This window comes from Tepidamorphus gemmatus, from assembly GCF_004346195.1.
GTDB lineage: Bacteria > Pseudomonadota > Alphaproteobacteria > Rhizobiales > Tepidamorphaceae > Tepidamorphus > Tepidamorphus gemmatus.
This window is the reverse complement of record NZ_SMAK01000008.1, coordinates 125,758-146,047: the sequence shown is the minus strand read 5'-3', so window position 1 is coordinate 146,047 and position 20,290 is coordinate 125,758. Positions and strand designations below refer to the sequence as shown.

Below are 20,290 nucleotides of genomic sequence, written 5' to 3'. Positions count from 1 at the left end.
CGATACACCGATCTTGGCGGTGGGACGGACAGCGGTGCTCGACAGGATCGCAGCAGCGGTCGAGGGGTCGCGACGGCTTCTCTGGCGCATCGCCGGGGGCTTGGCGCTCGCTCTGGCGCTCGCCGGTATCGTGCTGCCGCTGGTGCCGACGACGCCGTTCCTGCTGCTGGCGGCGTGGTGCTTGGCGCGTGGTTCACGGCGCTGGCACGACTGGCTGATCAGCCATCCGCGCTTCGGCCCGCCGATCCGGCAGTGGAGCGAGCACCGCGCCATCTCGCGCACCGGCAAGATGCTCGCGGGCGTCGGGATGCTGGGGGCGGTAGCGGTGACGGCCGCCTTCGGCGCAACCGCCGATATCCTGCTGATCCAGGCGGGAGTGATGGGGCTGGTGGCGCTGTTCATCTTCACCCGCCCCTCGCCTCCCGGGGCGTGAGCCGCACGGCCGCGCCGTCAGGGCAGCAGCAGTTGGACCGGCAGGATACCGTTCATATGGAGGTGCTCGATCGCCTCGACGAACGGGATTGCCAGGAAGAACAGTGCGCCGTCGCGGACGGAAGCAAGCACCAGGCGCGGGCTCGCCTCGACGGTCGCGACATCCCTCCATTCCGACAGACGCGGCCAGAAGCGCGGAACGCGGGCGCAGTACTCGGCATAGGCCCGCCCGAACCGCTCGCTCAGGAACTGCTCCTCGCGGCTGACGACCACGGCGAACACCGCATAGCAAGCCACCGCCAGCAGCAGCGTGGAGATGACGCTGCCGGCCGCGGCCCCGACGCCGGCGGCACCGATGATCGAGAAGACGTAGAGCGGGTTGCGCGATACCGAATAAGGCCCGACCTGAACGAGCTCAGCCTTCTTGCGGCCGCCGATGTAAAGCGTGCACCAAGCACGGCCGAGCACGCAGACGAGCAGCAGGCCGATGCCGAAATACTCGATGGCTTCGTGGGTGAAACCGCCGGGGCGCCACATCGAATCCGTGAACAGGAAGCCGACAACCGCCGCCACGGCCAGGGCGCGCAGCACCCATTTGCGGCGCCGCTGGACATCCTGCAGCCAGGAGCCCGACAGGCGGGCCGTGATGTGCTCGCTGATCATACCCGGTACCGAGCTTCGGACGTGTGGCGGAATGCGGACGCGGCGGCGCGGCAGATCACCGCGGCGCCAGCACCATGATCATCTGTCGGCCCTCGAGCTTGGGCTCGGCCTCGACCTTGGCGACCTCGTCGAGCTCGCCCCTGACCCGATCGAGCAGTTTCATGCCGAGATCCTGATGGGCCATCTCGCGGCCACGGAAGCGCAGGGTCACCTTGACCTTGTCGCCTTCCTCGAAGAAGCGCCTGATCGCCCGCATCTTCACGTCATAGTCATGCGTGTCGATGTTCGGACGCATCTTGATCTCCTTGATCTCGATGGTCTTCTGCTTCTTGCGGGCCTCGGCGGCCTTCTTCTGCGCCTGGTACTTGTACTTTCCGAAGTCCAGGATCTTCACCACCGGCGGCGTCGAATTCGGCGCGATCTCGACAAGATCGAGCCCGGCCGCCTCCGCCATGGCGAGGGCCTCGGCGAGGCTTACGATGCCGCGGTTGTCTCCGGTCTCCAGGATGAGTTGGACTTGGGGGGAATCGATCTCCCGATTGACGCGCGGTCCATCCTTCTGGACCTGCTGCGATTTCATTGGACGGCGTGCGATCGCTCAGTCTCCCTTGAATCGGCCCGCCTTCCGACGCTGCCGCGGCGTAACACGACAGCCTCCGCCAGGGCGGGCCCTGCGAAGTGACGCGCTTATAGGATCGGGAAGAAGGCCCGGCAAGTCAATCGTGCGCTGCCGAACTGGTGTTCAAGCCGCGTTCGCGCGTCGCAGCAGTCGGCGATACAGGGCAAGCGTCGCGCCGGTCATGGCCTCCAGTCCGAAACCGCGGGCGTGGGCGCGCGCGCGGGCACCGAGCGCCGCACGCGCCTCCGGCCCGAGCGCCAGCGCTTCCTCGACCGCTGCCGCCAGGGCCACCGCATCGCCCGGCCGGACGCGCCATCCGGTGCGCTGGCCGGGGGCACAGTCCGGGGGTGCCAGCACGGTCTCGGGAGTCGCCCCGATGTCGCTGACCACCACCGGACGCCCTGCCGCCTGCGCCTCGACCGCCGTGCGTCCGAAGGCCTCCGGTTCGGTGGAGGGGACCACGACGACATCGGCGGCCATGTTGGCGGCGGGCATGTCGCTGCAGTGTCCAACGACATGCACCCGGCCGACAAGCCCGCGCGCGGCGATTCGCGCCTCGAGGCCGGCGAGATAGGCGGTGCGCCCCTGCGCGTCGCCGGCAAGCACGTAATCGACGTCGGCGACACCGCGGTCCGCCAGAAGGGCCGCCGCGTCGATCAGCACCTCCTGGCCCTTCCAGCCGGTGAGCCGGGCCGGCAGCAGAACGATCCGCCGCCCAGGCGCGATGCCCCAGGCAGAGCGCAGCGCGGCGATTCGCGCGGGGTCGATCGCGGCCGGATCGAACCGGTCCAGATCGGTGCCGCGATAGATCACCTCGATGCGGCCCTCAGCGCGCGGATACTGCTGCTCGATCCGCCGGGCGGTGAAACGGGAGTTGGCGATCACCGCGTCACCGCGCACCATGACGGAATTGTACCAGGTCTTCAGAGGTCCGCCCGGCTTGTAGGCGCCGTGATAGGTGGTGAGGAACGGCACGCCGGCCCGGCGCGCCGCCATCAGCCCGCTCCAGGCCGGCGCGCGGCTGCGGGCATGAACGATGTCGACGCCCTCCGCTGCGATCAGCCGCCGGATGCGCTCGGCATTCCAGACGATGCGACCCGGGTTCTTGGTCGCAGCCGGGAACTGCAACCATTCGGCTCCAGCCTCGCGCAGCTCGCCCACCAGGCGGCCGCCGGTGGTGGCGACAAGCGCCCGGCCGCCGGCCGCAACAAGCGCCGCGGCGATGTCGACCGCGGTGCGTTCGGCGCCGCCCGCCTCCAGCGACGGGACCAGTTGCAGCACCGTGATGCCGTGCATGTCGGGAAGGGGTTTCGCGCGACTGTCCATGCGACTACCGTTAGCCCATCGGGATCGGGGAGACGATAGGGTGTCGGACGCAGAGTCGTTCCAGATCGACATCGGCGAGGGTGAGGCGGCGCGGCAGATTGCAGTATTGCGCCGCGCCGGCACGGCGCCACCACTGGTCTGGCTCGGCGGTTTCCGCTCGGACATGACGGGCACCAAGGCGGCGGCGCTGGATGCCTGGGCGGCCCGGAACGGCCGCTCGATGATCCGGTTCGACTATTCCGGGCACGGACAGTCGGGCGGGGACTTCCTCGAGGGGACGATCAGCCGCTGGCTCGCCGAATCGCATGCGGTCGTCGATGCCTTCTGCAAGGATCCTCCCGTGCTGATCGGCTCCAGCATGGGTGGCTACCTTGCCATGCTGATGGCGCTCGGGCGGTTCGCGGCCGGCACGCCACTCGCCGGGCTCGTGCTGATCGCGCCGGCCGTCGACATGACCGAGCGGCTGATGTGGGAACAGTTCGACGAGGCGACCCGCAGCGAGATCCTCGAGAAGGGTGTGTGGACGCGCCCGTCCGCGTACGATCCTGAGGGCTATCCGATCACCCGGGGGCTGATCGAGGACGGCCGCAACTATCTGATCATGGACCGCGCCACGCTGCAGGTGGGCTGTCCGGTCCATATCCTGCATGGCCGCGAGGACCCGGACGTGCCGCTGTCGCTGTCACTCGAACTGGTCTCGCGCCTTGCCCATGATGACGTGACGCTGACCATCGTGCATGACGGCGATCACCGGCTGTCGCGCGAGGAGGACATTGCGCTGCTGCTCAGGGTGGTCGGCGGCATGGTCGAAGAGGTGGGCTGAGGCGGCATCAATCGCCGCCGGGATCCCGACCCTCGCCCGCCTCGAACAGCGCGTCGATGCCCGACCTGTAGTCGGGATAGGCGAGCCGCACGCCAAGCTCCTCCTTTATCCGGGCATTGGAGGCACGGCGGTTGGAGGAGTAGAAGCTGCGTGCCATCGGCGTCATCTCGGCCGCCTCGAACGGTACCTCCGGCGGGGGCTCGATGCCAAGCCTGGCAGCCGCATAGGTTATGACGTCCTGCGGCGGCGCCGGCAGATCGTCGGCGAGGTTGTAGATTCCGCCGGCGCGGGGCCGCGCCATCGAGGCCTCGAGCACCCTGGCGATGTCCTCGACATGGATGCGGTTGAACACCTGCCCCGGCTTGACGATGCGCCGCGCAGTGCCGTTGGCCAGCGACACCAGCGCATTGCGCCCGGGTCCGTAGATGCCGGCAATGCGGAACAGCATCACCGGGATGCCGGTCTCGCTGCCGAAGGCGAGCCAGTCGGTTTCGGCCTCGACCCGCCTCGCGTTGCGCGGGCTCACCGGATCGGTCTCGTCCTCCTCGGTGATCCATCCTCCATCGCGGTTGCCATAGACGCCGATCGTCGAGAGATATCCGAGCCACCGGACCACGCCCGCCTCACGCGCGAGATCGGCCCGGTGGAACCGAAGAACCGGATCGCCCGCCTCGCCCGGAGGGATCGACACCACCACATGGTCGGCTCCCGCAAGCGCGGCGGCGACCCCGGAACCCGGTCCGGTGCCGTCGAACGTCACCGCCTCGATACCTTCGGCCGCAAGCGCGGCCGCCTTGTCCGCGCCACGCACTGTCCCGGCGATCGTCCAGCCACGCGAGGCGAGACGCCGTGCCAGCGTCAGCGCCGAGTACCCCAGACCGAAGACGAACAGCTTGCTCATGAGGCACATTTGGAGCGGGATTCCGCGCCGGCGGTCAAGCCGCGACGCCATTCCGCGCGGACATCGGGATCGCCTTCCGCAGCGCCATGGCGCGCCGCAAGCGCCGCGAACTGCCCGGTTTCCGCGAGCCTCGACAGCGCCCAGACGGCTGCCCCGCGCACCAGTGCCGCCGCGTCGTCGAGACGCTCGATCAGACATGCGGTCAGCGCCGGATCGCCGCTGTTGCCGATCGCGATCATGACGTTGCGGACAAAGCGATCGCGGCCGATGCGCTTGACCGGCGACTTGCGGAACAGGCTGCGGAAGGCGGCATCATCGAGCTTGGCGAGCTCGGCGAGCGACGGCAGGTCTAGCTCTGCCCGGGCGGCCAGCCGCGCCTCGCGGCCCGCCTGCGCGAACTTGTTCCAGGGACACACCGCCAGGCAATCGTCGCAGCCATAGATCCGGTTGCCGATGGCGGGCCGGAGCGGGTGCGGGATCGGACCCTTGAGCTCGATGGTGAGGTAGGAGATGCAGCGGCGCGCATCGAGACGATAGGGGGCGGGAAAGGCATCCGTCGGGCAGATGTCGAGGCACGCCCGGCACGACCCGCAGTGGTCCCGCTCCGATCCATCGCGTGGCAGCTCGGCCGTGGTGAAGATCGCGCCAAGGAACAGCCAGGAGCCGAACCGTCGCGAAACGAGATTGGTGTGCTTGCCCTGCCAGCCGATGCCGGCGGCCTCGGCCAGCGGCTTTTCCATCACCGGCGCGGTGTCGACGAACACCTTGACCTCGGCGCCCGCCCGCGCCGCGAAGGCGCCGGCGACCGTTTTCAGCCGCCCCTTGATGACATCGTGATAGTCGTCGCCGCGCGCATAGACGGAGATCAGGCCGCGGTCGCGCTGGGCGAGGCCCTCGAGCGGATCGGCCTGAGGTCCGTAGTTCATGCCCAGCATGACCACCGAACGGACCTCGGGCCACAGTGCCCGCGGCTCGCTGCGTCGGTCGGCGGTCGCGGCCATCCAGTCCATATCGCCGTGCTGTCCGGCGTCCAGGAAGGCGCGCAGGCGCGGGCCGGCCATCGGCGCGGCATCGGGTGCGGTGACCCTGACAATGTCGAACCCGGCCGCAAGCGCGGCATCGATCAGCGCTGACTTGAGGCGTTGCGCGGCGTAGCCGCGATGCTCAGAAGTCGAGATCGACATAGGTTCGCGACGGCGTCATCCCCGCAATCTGGTCGACCAGCAGCGGCCGGAAGGACGGCCGCGACTTCACCCGGGCATACCAGGCCTTTGCCGGCTCGAACTCCTCCCAAGGCACCTCGCCGAGATAGTCGATGCAGGACAGGTGCGCCGCCGCGGCCAGGTCGGCGAAGGACAGATCGTCGCCGCCGAGCCAGTTGCGCCGCCCCGCCAGCCAACCGATGTAGTGGAGATGATAGCGGATGTTGGCACGGCCGGCACGGATCGCCGAGGAATCCGGAGGACCGCCACCCTGCTCCGGTGTCATGAAGCGCTTGTAGATCCGCTCTGTCAGCAGATAGTCGGAGACCTCCGCGTTGAAGCGCAGATCGAACCAGTCCATCAGCCGCCGCACCTCGGCGCGCTCACGCGGCGTCGCCGGCAGCAACCGCCGACCGTCGAGCTCGGCGCCGCGAGTCTCGTCGAGATATTCGAGCACCGGCCGCACGCCGCAGATGGCTGCTCCGTCACCGTCGATCATCACCGGCAGCGAGCCGGCCGGATTGACGATGAGAAATTCGCGGCGGCGTTCCCAGGGGCGCTCCTCGACGAACTCGGCATTGAGCCCGTATTCGCCGAAGGCGATGCGTACGGTCCGCGAGAACGGACAGAAGGGGTGATGATACAGCGTCAGCATTCGATACCGATGATCCGGCAGCCGCGACGATTGTGCCGGCGAAGGGATGGGGTATAGAGGCGGCGGGCCCGGGGAACAACCCGAATCACCGGGAGCATGCTGAGCACCCGTGCATGACAGCCGATCAACTGGTCGTTCTCGCCGTTATCCAGGGCCTGACCGAATTCCTGCCGGTGAGTTCGTCCGGACATCTCAACCTGGTGCACCTGTTGATGAACTACCCGGATCAAGGGGTGGCGATAGATGTCGCGATACATCTGGGCAGCCTCGTGGCGGTTGTCACCTACTTCTGGCGGGACATGCTGTTCCTTCTCGGCGGCGTCCGCGACGTGGTGCTGCTGCGACGCTCGGAACCGGCGCGGCTGTTGCTGCTGCTCGCGCTCGCCTCGGTGCCTCTGGTCGTGTTCGGCTTCATCATGGTGAAGACGGGGCTGGTCGAGTCGGTCCGCTCGCTCGAGGTGATTGCCTGGACGACCGTCATATTCGCGCTGGTGCTGTGGGCCTGCGACCGGCTCGGCGGTACCGGTCGCGCCTTCGCCGAGACGCGCATATCCGATGCGGTCTGGGTCGGGCTGGCACAGTGCATCTCGCTGATCCCCGGCGTCAGCCGCTCCGGGATCACCATGTCGGCCTCGCGCGCGCTCGGCTACGAACGGACCGAAGCCGCCCGGTTCTCGCTGCTCCTGTCGATCCCCGCAATCCTGGCGGTCGGCGCCGGCACGGCGCTGGAGCTGGACGGAGGCGCAGCGCAGCTGGTCTCGTCCGACGCGCTGTTGGCCGCGGGCCTGTCGGCGGTGGCGGCGTTCGTGTCGATCTGGTTCATGGTTGCGCTGCTGAAGCGCACGACGATGCTGCCCTTCGTTGTCTACAGGCTGGGACTCGGCATCGTCCTGCTGTGGTTTGCCTACGCCTGATAGAGGCCGGGACCGGCCTAAACCATCCGGGTGCCCGGCTGGGTGAACTGGCCTGACCGGCGGTAACGGCCGAGATAGGTCGGCACGACGGTCTCCATGGCCGTCGGAGCGATGCCGAGACCGGCGAGTGTCCGTCCGTCCGCGATGGCGGCCTGCGAGACGATGTTGTCGTGCTCGAGCAAGCGCACCTGATCCACCGTCAGCAGCGGCTTCGGCAACAGCTGCAACACCTGTGCCTTCAGCCGGGCCAGCCCGAACGGCACGGGGATCAGCAGCCGCTTGCGACCGATCTCGGCCAGGATGTACTCCATGATCTCCCTGAAGGTGCGGATTTCCGGTCCGCCGAGCTCATAGGTGGCTCCCGGCTGGGCCTCGCCCTCGAGGGCCCGTGCCGCCGCCTCGGCGACATCGCCCACATAGACGGGCTGGAAGCGTGTATGCCCTCCGCCGATCAGCGGCAGGACCGGCGACAGCCGTGCCAGCGCGGCGAAGCGATTGAAGAAATCGTCCTCGGGGCCGAACACGATCGAGGGGCGCAGCACGACCGCCTGCGGGATCGCCGCGAGCACCAGGCGCTCGCCGATCGCCTTGGAGCGGGCATAGTGCGAGGGTGAATCCGCATCGGCCCCGATCGCCGACATCTGGACCATGCGGGTGATCCCGGCGGCAGCGGCCGCCTCGGCAACCGCGCCGGCGCCCGCTGCCTGAACAGTGTCGAACCGCTGGCGGCCGGTCTCGTGGAGAATGCCGACCAGGTTCACGACCGCCGCGGCGCCGGACAGGGCGCGCTCGATCGACTTGCGGTTGCGGATGTTGGCCTGAACGGCGTGGATCTGGCCGACGCCGCCGAGCGGCTGCAGATGGCCGGCAAGATCGGGGCGCCGAACCGCCGCGCGAATCCTGAAGCCGCGCCGGGCCAGCGCCCGCACCACATAGCGGCCGACGAAACCGGAGCCGCCGAAGACGGTGACGATGTCGCCCTTCACATAGTCCTTCGCCATCACCCGCAAACTCCCTTGCGGCGGAGCCCGGCCGGCCCACGCACCGCCGTCCAACCGCCTCTCAATAGCCGACACCCCTGCGGCTGTATAGGCTGCCCGAGCTGCTATGCGGTCGCAGCAGCGGCGGGCGGCGGGCCGACGAAATGGCCGCGCCGCTCCAGCCACCACAGCAGTGCAAGGCCGGGGATCGCAGCCAGTGCCGTGGCAGCGAAGAATGCCACCCAACCGACCGCCTCGGCTGCGTATCCGGCCGACGACGACAAAATCGTGCGCCCGACGGCGGCAAGCGCCGTCAGCAGCGCGAACTGGGTCGCCGTGTGGCGGGCATCGCGGCACAGGCTCGAGATGTAGGCGACGAAGATCACCGTCCCGACGCCTCCGGTGAAGTTCTCCACCGCGATGGTCGCGGCGAGAGCGGCGTGGTCCACGCCGACGATCGCCTGCCAGGAGAAGGCGAGGTTCGAGGCCATCTGCAGGAGGCCGGCGATCCATAGCGCCCCGACGATCGGCACCGCCCGAGCCAGAACCCCGCCGGCAAAGCCGCCGGCGAGCGCGGCGGCCAGACCGACGCCCTTGACGATGCCGGCGTAGGCCGCCTTGTCGAAGCCGATCGAGATGACGAAGGGGCCGGTCATGACACCGGCCAGCGCATCGCAGAACTTGAACAACACGACGAAGAGCAGTACCGCCAGCGCGTTCCTGCGCATCAGGAATTCGGCAAAGGCATCGACGGCAGTGCGCCCCAGCCGGGCGAGCGGATCCGCAGTGAGCGCCGCGGCTTCGGGTTCGGCGGGCTCGCGACCGGCAAGGGAGGCTGCGATGCCGACCAGGACGAGACCGGCCATCGCCACATAGGCCCAGGACCAGCCGCGGGCCGTATCGAGTCCCGACAGTTCGAGCCAGGCGACGAGACCGACGCAGCCGGCGGTCGAAACCAGCATCCCGACCCTGTAGGCGGAGACGAACCAGGCCATGCCGGCGGCCTGTTCCTCCGTCCTCAGGCTCTCGACCCGGAAGGCGTCGATGACGATGTCCTGGGTGGCGGAGGCCACCGCCACCATGACCGCGCCAAGTGCCACCAGCCAGGGATCGGCGAGCGGATCGAGCATGCCGAGATGCACGATCGCGCCGATCAGCAGCATCTGCGAGAAGACCAGCCAGCCCCGCCGCCGACCGAGCAGCCGCGACAGGACAGGAATGCGGATCGCGTCGACCAGCGGCGCCCACAGGAACTTGATCGTGTAGGGCAGGCCAGCCAGCGAGAACAGGCCGATGGTGCCCAGGTCGACGCCGACATCGGTCATCCGGATCGCCAGTGTCGAGCCCGACAGCGCCAGCGGCAGGCCGGAGGTGAACCCCAGGAACAGGATGACGAGGACACGCGGCTCGAGGAACACCCTCAGTCCAGCCACGAGCCTGCGACCGAGCGGCGGCCGCCTCGCGTCGGGTGTGTCGGGGAGAATGGTGGTGCCGTCGCCCGTCATCGCCTGATCCGCCGAATCGCCTGGGCGAGACTAGTTCGGCACCTCATGCAGCGACAGCGGGCAAGCCATCGACCGCCCCGCACGCCGCACACGCCACCACCGTTCGGCGGCGCGGGTCGTGCAGAACGGCCGCTATCCCCCTGCGAGCAGACGCGGGCCGGTGCCTCTTTCGGAACCGTCGGTCGTGCCGTCCTCGAACTCGAGCTCCTCGATCTTCGCGCCGCGCTTGATGATCTTGTCGGTGGAGATGAGGATCTGCTCGATGTCGCGGCCGGCCTGGCCGAAATGCTGCTGCAACTTCACCACGCGCTCCTGCAGCCGGCGCATGTCCTCCGACAGCAGGCCGACCTCGCGATGGATCAGGTGCGCCTGTTCGCGCAGGCGCGCGTCCCGGAGGATCGATTGCATCACCTGGATCGACAGCATCAGCATCGACGGTCCGACGATGATGATGCGCTCCCGGTGCGCCTTCTGCACGACGTCCTCGAAATGCTCGTGCAGGTCGGCATAGATGGATTCAGAGGGGACGAACATGATGGCGAGATCCTGGGTCTCGCCGGTGATGAAATAGCGCTCGCGGATATCGGAGACGTGCTTGAGCACGTCGCTGCGCAGCCGCTGGGCGGCCGCCTTGCGCTCGTCGGTCCCCTGCGCATCGCGATAGCTGCCGAAGGCCTCGAGCGGGAACTTCGCGTCGATGACCAGGACCGCCTCGGCATTCGGCAGGCGGACCACGCAGTCCGGCCGCCGGCCGTTCGACAGCGTCGCCTGGAAGGTGTAGCTGCCGGGAGGGAGCCCGTCCTGGACGATTGCCTCCATCCGCCCCTGACCGAAGGCACCGCGTGTCTGCTTGTTGGCGAGGATCTGGTGCAGGCCGACCACATCGCGTGACAGGTCGGTGATCGTCTTCTGGGCGGAATCGATCACCGCCAGCCGTTCGTTCAGCTTCGACAGGCTGTCGTAGGTGGCGCGCGCCTGCACCTCGAGCGATTGGCCGAGCCGGTGGCCGAACCCGTCGAGTCGCTCGGTGAGCGCGCGGGCAAGATCGGCGTGGCGTGTGCCGAACACCTCGGCCATGGTCTGCATGCGGCCGGTGAGTTCGGCCTGGGCGCGGCTTATCTCGGCCTGGGCGCGCGCCATGTCGGCAAGCCGCTGCTCGTCGTCGCGGCGCCGCAGGAGCTCCTCCTGGCTCGGCCGGCGCGGCCTGAGCAGGACGATCAGCATCGCCAGCAACAGGAGTAGCACGAGCCCGACGCCGGCAAGCAGCGCTTCGCCGAGCGTGACGAGACGGTCGCCGATTGCGAGCAGGGGTTGATCCATTCCGTCGAGCATAGTCGATTCGACAGGCCAATCGAGATCAAGACGCGAACACACCGGCGCGCTGCTGGCATGCCGCCCCGCGCCGGCATGACCCGCATGCGTTGACCGTCCGGGTGCTTTCTCCTATCTGAGCGCCATGACGATCCGCGACATCGTGACCCTGCCCGATCCCGTCCTGCGCCAGACCTGCGCGCCCGTCGCGGAAGTCGACGACGCGGTACGCCGGCTGATGGACGACATGCTCGAGACGATGTACAACGCACCGGGCATCGGGCTCGCGGCGATCCAGATCGGCGTGCTGCAGCGGGTCGTGGTCATCGATCTGGCCAAGGACGACGAACCCAGGGCGCCGCTGTACATGGTCAATCCGGAAATCGTCTGGCGCTCGGAGGAGACCTCGCTCTACGAGGAGGGCTGCCTGTCGATCCCCGAGTTCTACGAGGAGATCGAGCGCCCCGCCCGCTGTCGGGTGCGCTTCCTCGATCGGGATGGCAAGCCACAGGAACTCGAGTGCGAGGGCCTGCTCGCCACCTGCGTGCAGCACGAGGTGGACCACCTCGATGGCGTGCTGTTCATCGACTACCTGTCCAAGCTGAAGCGCGACAGGGTGACGCGGAAGTTCGCCAAGGCCGCCAAGCGCGGCGAGATGCCCGCGTTCCGCAAGCGGTCGGCCGAACGCCCTGCGGCCGAATGAGGGCGGCCGCGCCAGGCCGGAGGTCCGGACGGTCATGAGCCTTCGCGTCGTCTTCATGGGAACGCCCGAGTTCGCCGTTCCGACGCTGAGCGAGATCGTCGGCGCGGGCCACGAGGTCGCCTGTGTCTACACCCAGCCGCCGCGTCCGGCAGGACGGGGCATGACGGAGCGCCGCAGCCCGGTGCATCTGGCGGCGGAGCGTTTCGGCCTGCCGGTCAGGACACCCGCCCGACTGCGCGGCGCCGAGGAACAGGCTGCGTTCGCCGATCTTGGTGCCGATGTCGCGGTGGTCGTTGCCTACGGGCTGATCCTGCCACGGCCGGTGCTGCAGGCGCCGGCACGCGGCTGTCTCAACCTTCACGCCTCGCTGCTGCCCCGCTGGCGCGGCGCCGCGCCGATCCAGCGCGCCATCATGGCCGGCGACCGGGAGACCGGCGTCGCGGTGATGCGGATGGAAGAAGGGCTCGACACCGGCCCGGTCTGCCTGGAGGAGCGGGTGGCGATCGGTCCTGACGAGACGGCGGGCGACCTGCACGACAGGCTGGCGATCCTCGGCGCCGGGCTGATGCTGCGTGCGCTCGCCGCGCTGTCGCGCGGCACGCTCGACTGCCGGCCGCAGCCGGAGACTGGCGTCACCTATGCCGCCAAGATCGAAAAGGCCGAAACGCGGATCCAGTGGTCCGAGGCCGCGGCCCGGGTGCATGATCACGTCCGAGGTCTCGCGCCCTCGCCCGGCGCCTGGTTCGAGCTTAACGGCGAACGGGTCAGGCTGCTGCGGTCGGCGCTGGCTACGGATAGCGGCGACGCGATGGCCGCGCCGGGCACGCTGATCGACAGCGACGGGCTTGTCACCTGCGGAAGCGGCACGCTGCGGCTGGTAACGGTTCAGCGGGCCGGCAAGCAGCCGATGTCCTTCGCCGAGTTCGCCCGAGGTGCGCGCCTGACGCAGGGCGCCATGCTGCATTGACCGTTTCGGCGCCGGCTCTCCGGGCGTAGGATGGCCTTGATGACTGAAGCTGCCCCAAGCGCCCATGCCGGTTGACATCGATCCCGTGGGCCTGTCGATCCGGTTGGAGCGACCGGACGACATCGCTGCGATCCGCGAACTGCTGGCCAGCGCGTTCGAAAGCCCCCTCGAGGCCAATCTCGTCGACAGGCTGCGGCAGGACGGCGACCTGGTGCTGTCGCTGGTGGCCGAGCTGGACGGCAAGCTGGCCGGCTATGCGGGCTTCTCGCGCCTCCGGATCCAGGGCCAGGCCGGGCGGGCGACCGGGCTCGCCCCGGTCGCGGTGCGCAAGTGCTTCCGGCGTCGCGGCATCGCTGCCGCGCTGATCCGCACCGGCCTCGCCCGGCTCGCCGAAGCGGGCGAGGAGATCGTCTTCGTGCTGGGCAATCCCGACTATTATCGCAAGCTCGGCTTCGACGCCGCGCTCGCCCGCCACTTCGACGCGCCCTGGTCGGGCCCTGCCTTCATGGCGCGTGCCCTCGACCGGCCGCGCGACGCGACTGATCGGCCCAAGGTCGACTACCCGCCGGCATTTAACGTGTTCGGCTAGCACCGGCTTGCGGCGACCTTGCGCATCGGCGCCGGATGCTGACCTTCTGCTGCGAACTGCTGCGAACCGGTCGAACTGGAGGGCTCGGCTCCATGCCCCGCTACCGCCTGCTGATCGAATATGACGGCGCGCCCTTCGTCGGCTGGCAGCGTCAGGCGAACGGACGCTCGGTGCAGCAGGCGATCGAGGAAGCCGTCGCGGCCTTCTGCGGCGAGACCGTCCGGATCGGCGGCGCCGGCCGCACCGATGCCGGCGTCCATGCCAGCGGCCAGGTGGCGCATCTCGATCTTGCCCGGGACTGGCCGCAGGACACGGTACGCGACGCGCTGAACGCGCATCTGCGACCGGAGCCGGTGGCCATCCTTGCTGTTGCTCGCGTCGGCGACGGATTCGATGCCCGCCATTCGGCGATCCGGCGTCACTACCGCTACCTGATCATCAACCGGCGCGCGCCACTGGCGCTCGAGCGGGGCAAGGCCTGGCACGTGGCGCGGCCGCTCGACCATGCCGCCATGCACATGGCAGCGCAGGTGCTGGTGGGCAAGCACGACTTCACCACCTTCCGTTCGACCGAATGCCAGTCTGCCTCGCCGGTCAGGACGCTCGACCGGCTCGACGTGTCGCGGCAGGGCGAGCGGCTGGTGATCGAGGCGTCCGCGCGCTCCTTCCTGCACAACCAGGTCCGCTCGATGGTCGGCTCGCTGAAGCTGGTCGGCGAGGGACGGTGGTCGGCGCAGGATCTCGCTGCGGCGCTCGCGGCCCGTGATCGCCGCGCCTGTGGCCCGGTCGCGCCCCCGGACGGGCTGTGCCTGGTCCAGGTCGATTACTGACCGGCGGATCAGTACGCGGCGATGCGCGAGATCAGCTGTCCAAGCACCAGCGACAGCAGCAGTTCGATGGCAACGAGCGCGGCGGCCATGCCGAAGCCGCAGTCGAGCGCCGCCCGCGCAGTGATGAGGCGGAAGCGGATCAATGCCGCCAGGGCGACGAGCAGCAGCATCGAGGCACCTGCCTCGCCGATCCCGGCATAGGAGAGCAGAACCGCCGGCACCGCCATCAGCGCGGCGACGATCGGTCCGCCCCAATTGAAGGCGACGATCAGCCGCACATAGCGGCCGGCAATGCCGAGCGGCCGGGCGAGCACGGCCATCAGCAGCGGAAAGGCGATCCAGTCGATGACGAGCGCGATCAGCCGCCACAGGGCGAAGGCGACATCGCCGAACGGCAGGTCGGCCGGCTGGTCCGACAGGATCATGCGCCGCTCCGCGCCGACGAACAGCACATAGATCGGCAGCACGAAGACGATGGCCAGGAACGACTGCCAGAAGCCGCGGAAGCTGGTGTCGAACCCCCGGATCGCCTCGCGGCGGCCCAGGAACAGCGCCCAGGCCGACGACAGGCCGCGGAGCGCGTCATCGGCACTCAGCATGGCTCAGCGCACCGTTGCGAAATAGGTCTCGATCAGACGCCGGTAGATCGCTGTCAGGGTGGCGAGGTCCTCCACTGCCACCCGCTCGTCGACCTGATGCATGGTCTGGCCGACCAGCCCGAACTCGATCACCGGACAGTAGTCCTTGATGTAGCGCGCATCGGAGGTTCCGCCGGTGGTCGACAGCTCCGGCCGCCGGCCGGTTTCGATGGCGATCGCCTCCGACAGAAGCGCGGCGAAGTCATGCGCCTCGGTATGGAACGCCTCCGCCGGGTTGGGCTCGAAGGCGAATGCCGCCCGCAGCCCGGTACCTTCGAGCGCGGCTGCGACGGCCTTGTCGAGGCGGATCTCCAGGCTCCGTGCGGTGTGCAGGTCGTTGAAGCGGATGTTGAAACGAACCGTCACCGTCGCCGGGATCACGTTGAAGGCGGGATTGCCGGTGTCGATGCTGGTCACTTCGAGGTTCGACGGCGCGAACACCGCCGTCCCGCGGTCGAGCGGCATGTGCAGTGCGTCGAGCACCCGCGCAAGGCCACGCAGGGGATTGGCGGCCAGATGCGGATAGGCGGCGTGCCCCTGCTTGCCGGTGATGGTGAGCGTCCCGGACAGCGAGCCGCGCCGGCCGATCTTGATCATGTCGCCGATCGCCTCGGGATTGGTCGGCTCGCCGACAACGCAATGGCTGAACGACAGGCCCCGCTCGCGCGCCCAGGCGAGCAGCTTGCGGGTGCCGTTGATCGCCACGCCCTCCTCGTCGCCGGTGATCAGCAAGGAGATCGCACCGGGGGGCGGACCGTTCTCCGCCAGATAGGAGAGTGCGGCAGCCGCGAAGCAGGCGATGGCGCCCTTCATGTCGACCGCACCGCGCCCATACAGCATCCCGCCGTCAATCTCGGCCTCGAACGGGGGATGGCGCCAGCGCGCCGGATCGCCCGGCGGCACCACGTCGGTATGTCCGGCAAACACGAGATGCGGCGTGCCGGACCCGATGGTGGCCAGCAAGTTGTCGACGTCGGCGGTACCCTCCTCGTGAAAGCGGACGATCTCGGCCTCGAAGCCCGCCCCGGCGAGCAACCGCTGCAGATAGCGCAGCGCGCCACCCTCCTCCGGGGTGACGCTCGGGCAGCGGATCAGGGCCTGCGCGATGGTGAGCGCGTCGCCGCCGGACGTGGATGCGGGCTGATCGGACATGGCCTCGGGTTTAGTGCCTCGCGCTCGGGCACGTCAATCGGCGCCAATGTCACTCAGGCGGGATATCCGGACCCGGTCCGAATGCGTTCGGACCCTCGTCGCCCTTGAGAATGCCGCAGGCGATCATCCACAGCGCACCAACCAGGGGGATGAAGGCGAGCAGGCACCAGTACCAGGGCAGGCCGCGATCATGCTGGCGCTTTACCAGGATCGCCACCTCGCTCCACAGCGATGCGACGCCGAGTGCAAGCACCGGGCCCCCGGCCGCCTCACGCCCCAGCATCTCGACGAGGATGCCGATGACGACGAACAGGATGGACCACAGCAGCCCGATCGCCAGCCAGTAGACCTCGCGGCCGATCCGGCCGTTGAACCCGAAGAACAGCCAGACGAATCGGCTGCGGCCGACGCTCGGCCCAGACTTCTGGGGGTTGTGGATCACGCTCTCGCTCCGCCGCGCCGGTTCACCGACCGCGGACATATAAGATCGCACCCCGGTACGGCAATTGCGGCGAGGCAGAAGACTTGCGCCACGACCTCCGCCTCGATTGGCGAACGGCTGGAGTCCGAAGCGGTTCGGGCAAGGCGTGGCGGCAAGGATGCCACACTCGACCAGAATCCAGAACAGGCCGATCCTGAACGGTTGGCGGCTGATGCGCCCGACCTTGCCCGTGACAGAATACTGACGGCCCGTGCCTCGCCGACAGGCTCGAGGGCCACACAGCACACCTCGCCGGTCGAACCGATGCGACGCGAGACAAAGGCGATCCGTCGCCGACAGGGACAGCGGCCGTCAGGGACCAATCAATCGCGCAGGAGGTCGTTGATCGAGGTCTTGGAGCGGGTCTGCTCGTCGACCCGCTTGACGATCACCGCGCAGTAGAGGCCCGGACCCCCGTCCGCGCCGGGCATGGTGCCCGGCACGACCACCGAATAGGCCGGCACCTCGCCGCGAAACACCTCGCCGGAGGCGCGGTCGACGATCTTGGTCGAGGCGCCAATGTAGACCCCCATCGACAGCACGGCCCCCTCGCGCACGATGACGCCCTCGGCGACCTCGGAGCGGGCGCCGATGAAACAGTTGTCCTCGATGATGACCGGTCCGGCCTGCAGCGGCTCAAGCACGCCACCGATGCCGGCGCCGCCGGAGATGTGGCAATGCTTGCCGATCTGGGCACAGGAGCCGACGGTCGCCCAGGTGTCGACCATCGTCCCCTCGTCCACATAGGCGCCGAGATTGACGAAGGAGGGCATCAGCACCACCCCCCTGGCAATGTAGGCGGATCGCCTGACGACGCAGTTGGGCACGGCCCGGAAGCCGGCGGCCTGGAACTCGGTGGCTCCCCAGCCAGCGAACTTCGAGGGCACTTTGTCCCACCACGACGCCCCGCCGGGGCCGCCCGAGATCGCGGTCATGTCGTTGAGACGGAACGACAGCAGCACGGCCTTCTTGAGCCACTGGTTCACATGCCAGTCGCCGCCGCGCTTCTCCGCAACGCGCTTCTGCCCCGAATCCAGCAGGTCAAGCGCTGCCTCGACCGCCTCGCGAATCTCGCCGCGGGTTGCCGGGGTCACCTCGGCACGGGCCTCCCAGGCGGCTTCGACGATCGATTCGATCTGTGCGGTGTCCACGGCGCGTCCCTCCCTCCAGGTTCCCGGGCCGGTTAGCGGGCGACCGGCCGGCTGTCAATCGCAGCCGCGCCCGTGGCACGCCCCTCCACCGCGCTGACCAGGAAGTCGGCCAGATCGTCGGTGACATGGTCGATATAGCCGCCGTCGCCGACCTCGGTTTCCCAGCGCTGCCGGAAGGCCAGCGTCTCGGCCGGGGTGCCGGGCCTGGCGACCACGAGCACGGTGCGCATGCCGAGCGCGCGAGGGACCTCGAGGTTGCGTGGCAGGTCCTCGAACATCGCCGCGCGGGACGGGTCGATGCCGTAGCGGGCGATGAACCTCTCATAGGGCGGCCGCGCCGGCTTCGGCTCGAAGTCGGCCGCGACGATGTCGAACATGTCCTCGAAATGGCTCTCGATGCCGAGCCGGGCGACCACCGACTGGGCATGGGCGCGGGAGCCGTTGGTCAGCACGAACTTGCGGCCCGGAAGCAGCGCCAGCGCCGCGCCCAGCGCCGGATCCGGCTCGATCGGTGAATGGTCGATGTCGTGCACATAGGCGAGAAACTCGTGCGGATCGACCCCGTGGACGGTCATCAGCCCGCGCAGGGTCGTGCCGTAGTCGCGATAGAACTGCTTCTGGATCGCCTTGGCCTCGACCGGATCGACCCCAAGCAGGTTCGAGATGAACTCGCCCATCTTGCGGTCGACCTGTGCAAACAGGTTCGAGTGCGGCGGATAGAGCGTGTTGTCGAGATCGAAGATCCAGGTCTCGACCCCGGCGAAGCTCCTTGCCAGCGGCCCGGTCGTCACGGGGTGATCAGCGTCCCGGCGCCATGCTCGGTGAACAGCTCGAGCAGGACGGCGTGCGGGACCTTGCCGTTGAGGATGACGACGCCCTCGACACCGCGCTCCACCGCCTCGATGCAGGTCTCGACCTTGGGGATCATGCCGCCGGAGATGGTGCCGTCATCGATCAGCCGCTTCGCCTCGGCGACGGTGAGTTCCTTGATCAGTCTCTTGTCGCGGTCGAGCACACCGTCGACGTCGGTGAGGAACAGGAGACGCTTGGCCGACAGAGCACCAGCGATGGCCCCGGCAAAGGTATCGGCGTTGACGTTATAGGTCTCGCCGTCGAGACCCGGCGCGACCGGCGCGACGACCGGGATCAGATCCTCCTTGGAGACCATCCGCAGCACGGCCGGATTGACCGTATCCGGCTCGCCGACGAAACCGAGATCGACGATCCTCTCGATGTTGGAATCCGGGTCGATCATGGTACGGGTCGCCTTGCGGACGATCACCATGTTGCCGTCCTTGCCGCACAGGCCGACGGCGCGGCCGCCTTCACGGTTGATCGCCTGCACGATCTCCTTGTTGATGCCGCCGGCGAGCACCATCTCGACGATCTCGACGGTCGCCTTGTCGGTGACGCGCAACCCGGCGCGGAATTCCGACTTGATGCCGAGCTTGTCGAGCATCCGGCCGATCTGCGGCCCGCCGCCATGCACCACGATCGGGTGGATGCCGGAGGTCTTCAGCAGCGTGATGTCCTCCGCGAAGGCCCGGGCAAGCTCGGGATCGCCCATCGCATGGCCGCCGTACTTAACCACCACCGTCTGCTCGTCGTAGCGCAGCATGTAGGGAAGCGCCTTGGCGAGGATCTCGGCCTGTGCCTGCGGCGTCATCTCGGGAGTTTCGGGCATGTGTCCGTTCTGTCGTGGTGTCCTGGCGGTGGCGTCATACAGGAGGCCGGCGACCGGCTCAATGCACTGGCGTGGCCGCCGGCCCTGCCTCCGCTATCCGGCGATCCCCGCGATCTCCGCGCGCAGGATGTCGATGCCGGTACCCTTCTGGCTGGAGGTCGCGATGATCGTCGGAAAGGCCGCCGGATGCATGGCGAGTCTGGCGGCGGTTGCGGCCAGAACATCCGCCTGGGCGGCGGTGGCGATCTTGTCGATCTTGGTCAGCACCGCCTGGTAGGAGACCGCCGCCTTGTCGAGACGCTCCATGATCTGCTCGTCGACGGCCTTGAGGCCGTGCCGGGAATCGATCAGCAGGAAGACCCGTCTGAGGTTCGGCCGGCCCTGCAGGTAGCGGTGGATCAGCGCCGTCCAGGCATCGACCTTGCCCTTCGGCGCCTGCGCAAAGCCATATCCCGGCATGTCGATCAGCCTGAGCGCGATGCCCTCGCTCTCGAAGACGTTGATCTCCTGGGTACGGCCGGGCGTGTTGGAGGTGCGGGCAAGGTTGCGGCGTCCGGTCAGCGCGTTGAGCAGGCTCGACTTGCCGACATTGGAGCGTCCGGCGAACGCAACTTCGGGACGGTCGGCGGGGGGCAGCTGATCGAGACGGACAACGCCGAGCCGGAATTGCCACGGCCGGGCGAACATGAGCCGGCCGGCTTCCAGCGCCGCGCTGTCTTCGTCGGACGGTTCGCACACGTCGGGGCTGCCGCGCTCACCAGCCG

The 20,290-nt window shown here is 68.5% G+C and carries 23 protein-coding genes; 7 read left to right on the top strand and 16 right to left on the bottom strand.

Annotated features, from left to right (window positions below):
* Nucleotides 1-34: 34 nt before the first annotated feature.
* Nucleotides 35-433 (top strand): YbaN family protein, encoded by a 399-nt coding sequence (locus EDC22_RS13595; RefSeq protein ID WP_207903784.1) that lies wholly within the window; start codon nt 35-37, stop codon nt 431-433.
* A gap of 17 nt (nt 434-450) precedes the next feature.
* Here EDC22_RS13595 and EDC22_RS13590 read toward each other — a convergent pair whose 3' ends face one another.
* From EDC22_RS13590 to EDC22_RS13580, 3 genes are all read right to left on the bottom strand, one after another.
* On the bottom strand, nt 451-1,095 hold the full coding sequence (locus tag EDC22_RS13590) for a methyltransferase family protein (RefSeq protein ID WP_132807213.1): 645 nt from the start codon (nt 1,093-1,095) through the stop codon (nt 451-453).
* A gap of 55 nt (nt 1,096-1,150) precedes the next feature.
* Nucleotides 1,151-1,675: a translation initiation factor IF-3 gene (gene infC, locus EDC22_RS13585; protein ID WP_132807212.1), complete on the bottom strand. Its 525-nt coding sequence runs from the start codon at nt 1,673-1,675 to the stop codon at nt 1,151-1,153.
* Nucleotides 1,676-1,837: 162 nt separating this feature from the next.
* Nucleotides 1,838-3,040, bottom strand: coding sequence for a glycosyltransferase family 4 protein (locus tag EDC22_RS13580; protein WP_132807211.1), 1,203 nt, complete (start codon nt 3,038-3,040; stop codon nt 1,838-1,840).
* Between the two features lie 40 nt (nt 3,041-3,080).
* Between EDC22_RS13580 and EDC22_RS13575 the strand changes: the two genes are divergently transcribed.
* Complete coding sequence (locus EDC22_RS13575; RefSeq protein ID WP_245499763.1) at nt 3,081-3,863, top strand: alpha/beta hydrolase; 783 nt, start codon at nt 3,081-3,083, stop codon at nt 3,861-3,863.
* Between the two features lie 7 nt (nt 3,864-3,870).
* Here EDC22_RS13575 and EDC22_RS13570 read toward each other — a convergent pair whose 3' ends face one another.
* The 3 genes from EDC22_RS13570 to EDC22_RS13560 are packed head-to-tail and all read right to left on the bottom strand — an operon-like array spanning nt 3,871 to nt 6,621.
* Nucleotides 3,871-4,764: an SDR family oxidoreductase gene (locus EDC22_RS13570; protein WP_132807209.1), complete on the bottom strand. Its 894-nt coding sequence runs from the start codon at nt 4,762-4,764 to the stop codon at nt 3,871-3,873.
* Complete coding sequence (gene queG / locus EDC22_RS13565) at nt 4,761-5,948, bottom strand: tRNA epoxyqueuosine(34) reductase QueG (RefSeq protein WP_132807208.1); 1,188 nt, start codon at nt 5,946-5,948, stop codon at nt 4,761-4,763. Before queG ends, EDC22_RS13570 begins: the two co-directional genes overlap by 4 nt.
* Nucleotides 5,929-6,621 (bottom strand): glutathione S-transferase family protein, encoded by a 693-nt coding sequence (locus EDC22_RS13560; RefSeq protein ID WP_132807207.1) that lies wholly within the window; start codon nt 6,619-6,621, stop codon nt 5,929-5,931. The genes queG and EDC22_RS13560 overlap by 20 nt, the downstream gene beginning before the upstream one ends.
* Nucleotides 6,622-6,734: 113 nt before the next feature.
* Between EDC22_RS13560 and EDC22_RS13555 the strand changes: the two genes are divergently transcribed.
* Entirely contained in the window at nt 6,735-7,535 is an 801-nt protein-coding gene (locus tag EDC22_RS13555) for an undecaprenyl-diphosphate phosphatase (protein WP_132807206.1), read from the top strand.
* Nucleotides 7,536-7,552: 17 nt separating this feature from the next.
* On the opposite strand, the gene EDC22_RS13550 is transcribed toward EDC22_RS13555, so the two are convergent.
* The 3 genes from EDC22_RS13550 to EDC22_RS13540 form a co-directional block, all read right to left on the bottom strand.
* Entirely contained in the window at nt 7,553-8,536 is a 984-nt protein-coding gene (locus EDC22_RS13550) for a complex I NDUFA9 subunit family protein (RefSeq protein WP_132807205.1), read from the bottom strand.
* 104 nt (nt 8,537-8,640) lie between these two features.
* Complete coding sequence (locus EDC22_RS13545) at nt 8,641-10,020, bottom strand: AmpG family muropeptide MFS transporter (protein ID WP_132807204.1); 1,380 nt, start codon at nt 10,018-10,020, stop codon at nt 8,641-8,643.
* 132 nt (nt 10,021-10,152) lie between these two features.
* The gene (locus EDC22_RS13540) at nt 10,153-11,340 is read right to left on the bottom strand and encodes a DNA recombination protein RmuC (RefSeq protein ID WP_132807203.1); all 1,188 of its coding nucleotides are present in this window, start codon (nt 11,338-11,340) and stop codon (nt 10,153-10,155) included.
* 136 nt (nt 11,341-11,476) lie between these two features.
* Here EDC22_RS13540 and EDC22_RS13535 point away from each other — a divergent pair, with 136 nt between their 5' ends.
* From EDC22_RS13535 to truA, 4 genes are all read left to right on the top strand, one after another.
* On the top strand, nt 11,477-12,034 hold the full coding sequence (locus EDC22_RS13535) for a peptide deformylase (RefSeq protein ID WP_132807202.1): 558 nt from the start codon (nt 11,477-11,479) through the stop codon (nt 12,032-12,034).
* Nucleotides 12,035-12,068: 34 nt separating this feature from the next.
* On the top strand, nt 12,069-13,001 hold the full coding sequence (gene fmt, locus EDC22_RS13530; protein WP_132807201.1) for a methionyl-tRNA formyltransferase: 933 nt from the start codon (nt 12,069-12,071) through the stop codon (nt 12,999-13,001).
* Between the two features lie 64 nt (nt 13,002-13,065).
* A complete protein-coding gene (locus EDC22_RS13525) occupies nt 13,066-13,590 on the top strand; it encodes a GNAT family N-acetyltransferase (RefSeq protein WP_132807200.1) in 525 nt (174 codons plus the stop codon).
* Nucleotides 13,591-13,682: 92 nt separating this feature from the next.
* Entirely contained in the window at nt 13,683-14,420 is a 738-nt protein-coding gene (gene truA / locus EDC22_RS13520) for a tRNA pseudouridine(38-40) synthase TruA (RefSeq protein ID WP_132807199.1), read from the top strand.
* Between the two features lie 8 nt (nt 14,421-14,428).
* Here truA and EDC22_RS13515 read toward each other — a convergent pair whose 3' ends face one another.
* From EDC22_RS13515 to yihA, 7 genes are all read right to left on the bottom strand, one after another.
* Nucleotides 14,429-15,019, bottom strand: a complete 591-nt coding sequence (locus EDC22_RS13515) for a hypothetical protein (protein ID WP_132807198.1) — start codon at nt 15,017-15,019, stop codon at nt 14,429-14,431.
* A gap of 3 nt (nt 15,020-15,022) precedes the next feature.
* Entirely contained in the window at nt 15,023-16,210 is a 1,188-nt protein-coding gene (gene dapE, locus EDC22_RS13510) for a succinyl-diaminopimelate desuccinylase (protein ID WP_132807197.1), read from the bottom strand.
* 49 nt (nt 16,211-16,259) lie between these two features.
* A complete protein-coding gene (locus EDC22_RS13505; protein WP_165926903.1) occupies nt 16,260-16,652 on the bottom strand; it encodes a DUF805 domain-containing protein in 393 nt (130 codons plus the stop codon).
* Nucleotides 16,653-17,014: 362 nt separating this feature from the next.
* Nucleotides 17,015-17,842, bottom strand: coding sequence for a 2,3,4,5-tetrahydropyridine-2,6-dicarboxylate N-succinyltransferase (gene dapD / locus EDC22_RS13500; protein ID WP_132807195.1), 828 nt, complete (start codon nt 17,840-17,842; stop codon nt 17,015-17,017).
* Between the two features lie 32 nt (nt 17,843-17,874).
* On the bottom strand, nt 17,875-18,633 hold the full coding sequence (locus EDC22_RS13495) for a pyrimidine 5'-nucleotidase (protein ID WP_245499762.1): 759 nt from the start codon (nt 18,631-18,633) through the stop codon (nt 17,875-17,877).
* A complete protein-coding gene (gene argB, locus EDC22_RS13490; RefSeq protein WP_207903783.1) occupies nt 18,630-19,526 on the bottom strand; it encodes an acetylglutamate kinase in 897 nt (298 codons plus the stop codon). Before argB ends, EDC22_RS13495 begins: the two co-directional genes overlap by 4 nt.
* Before the next feature lie 93 nt (nt 19,527-19,619).
* Nucleotides 19,620-20,264 carry a ribosome biogenesis GTP-binding protein YihA/YsxC gene (gene yihA / locus EDC22_RS13485; RefSeq protein ID WP_165926900.1) on the bottom strand — a complete coding sequence of 215 codons (645 nt, stop codon included), beginning with the start codon at nt 20,262-20,264 and terminating at the stop codon, nt 19,620-19,622.
* Nucleotides 20,265-20,290: the final 26 nt, after the last annotated feature.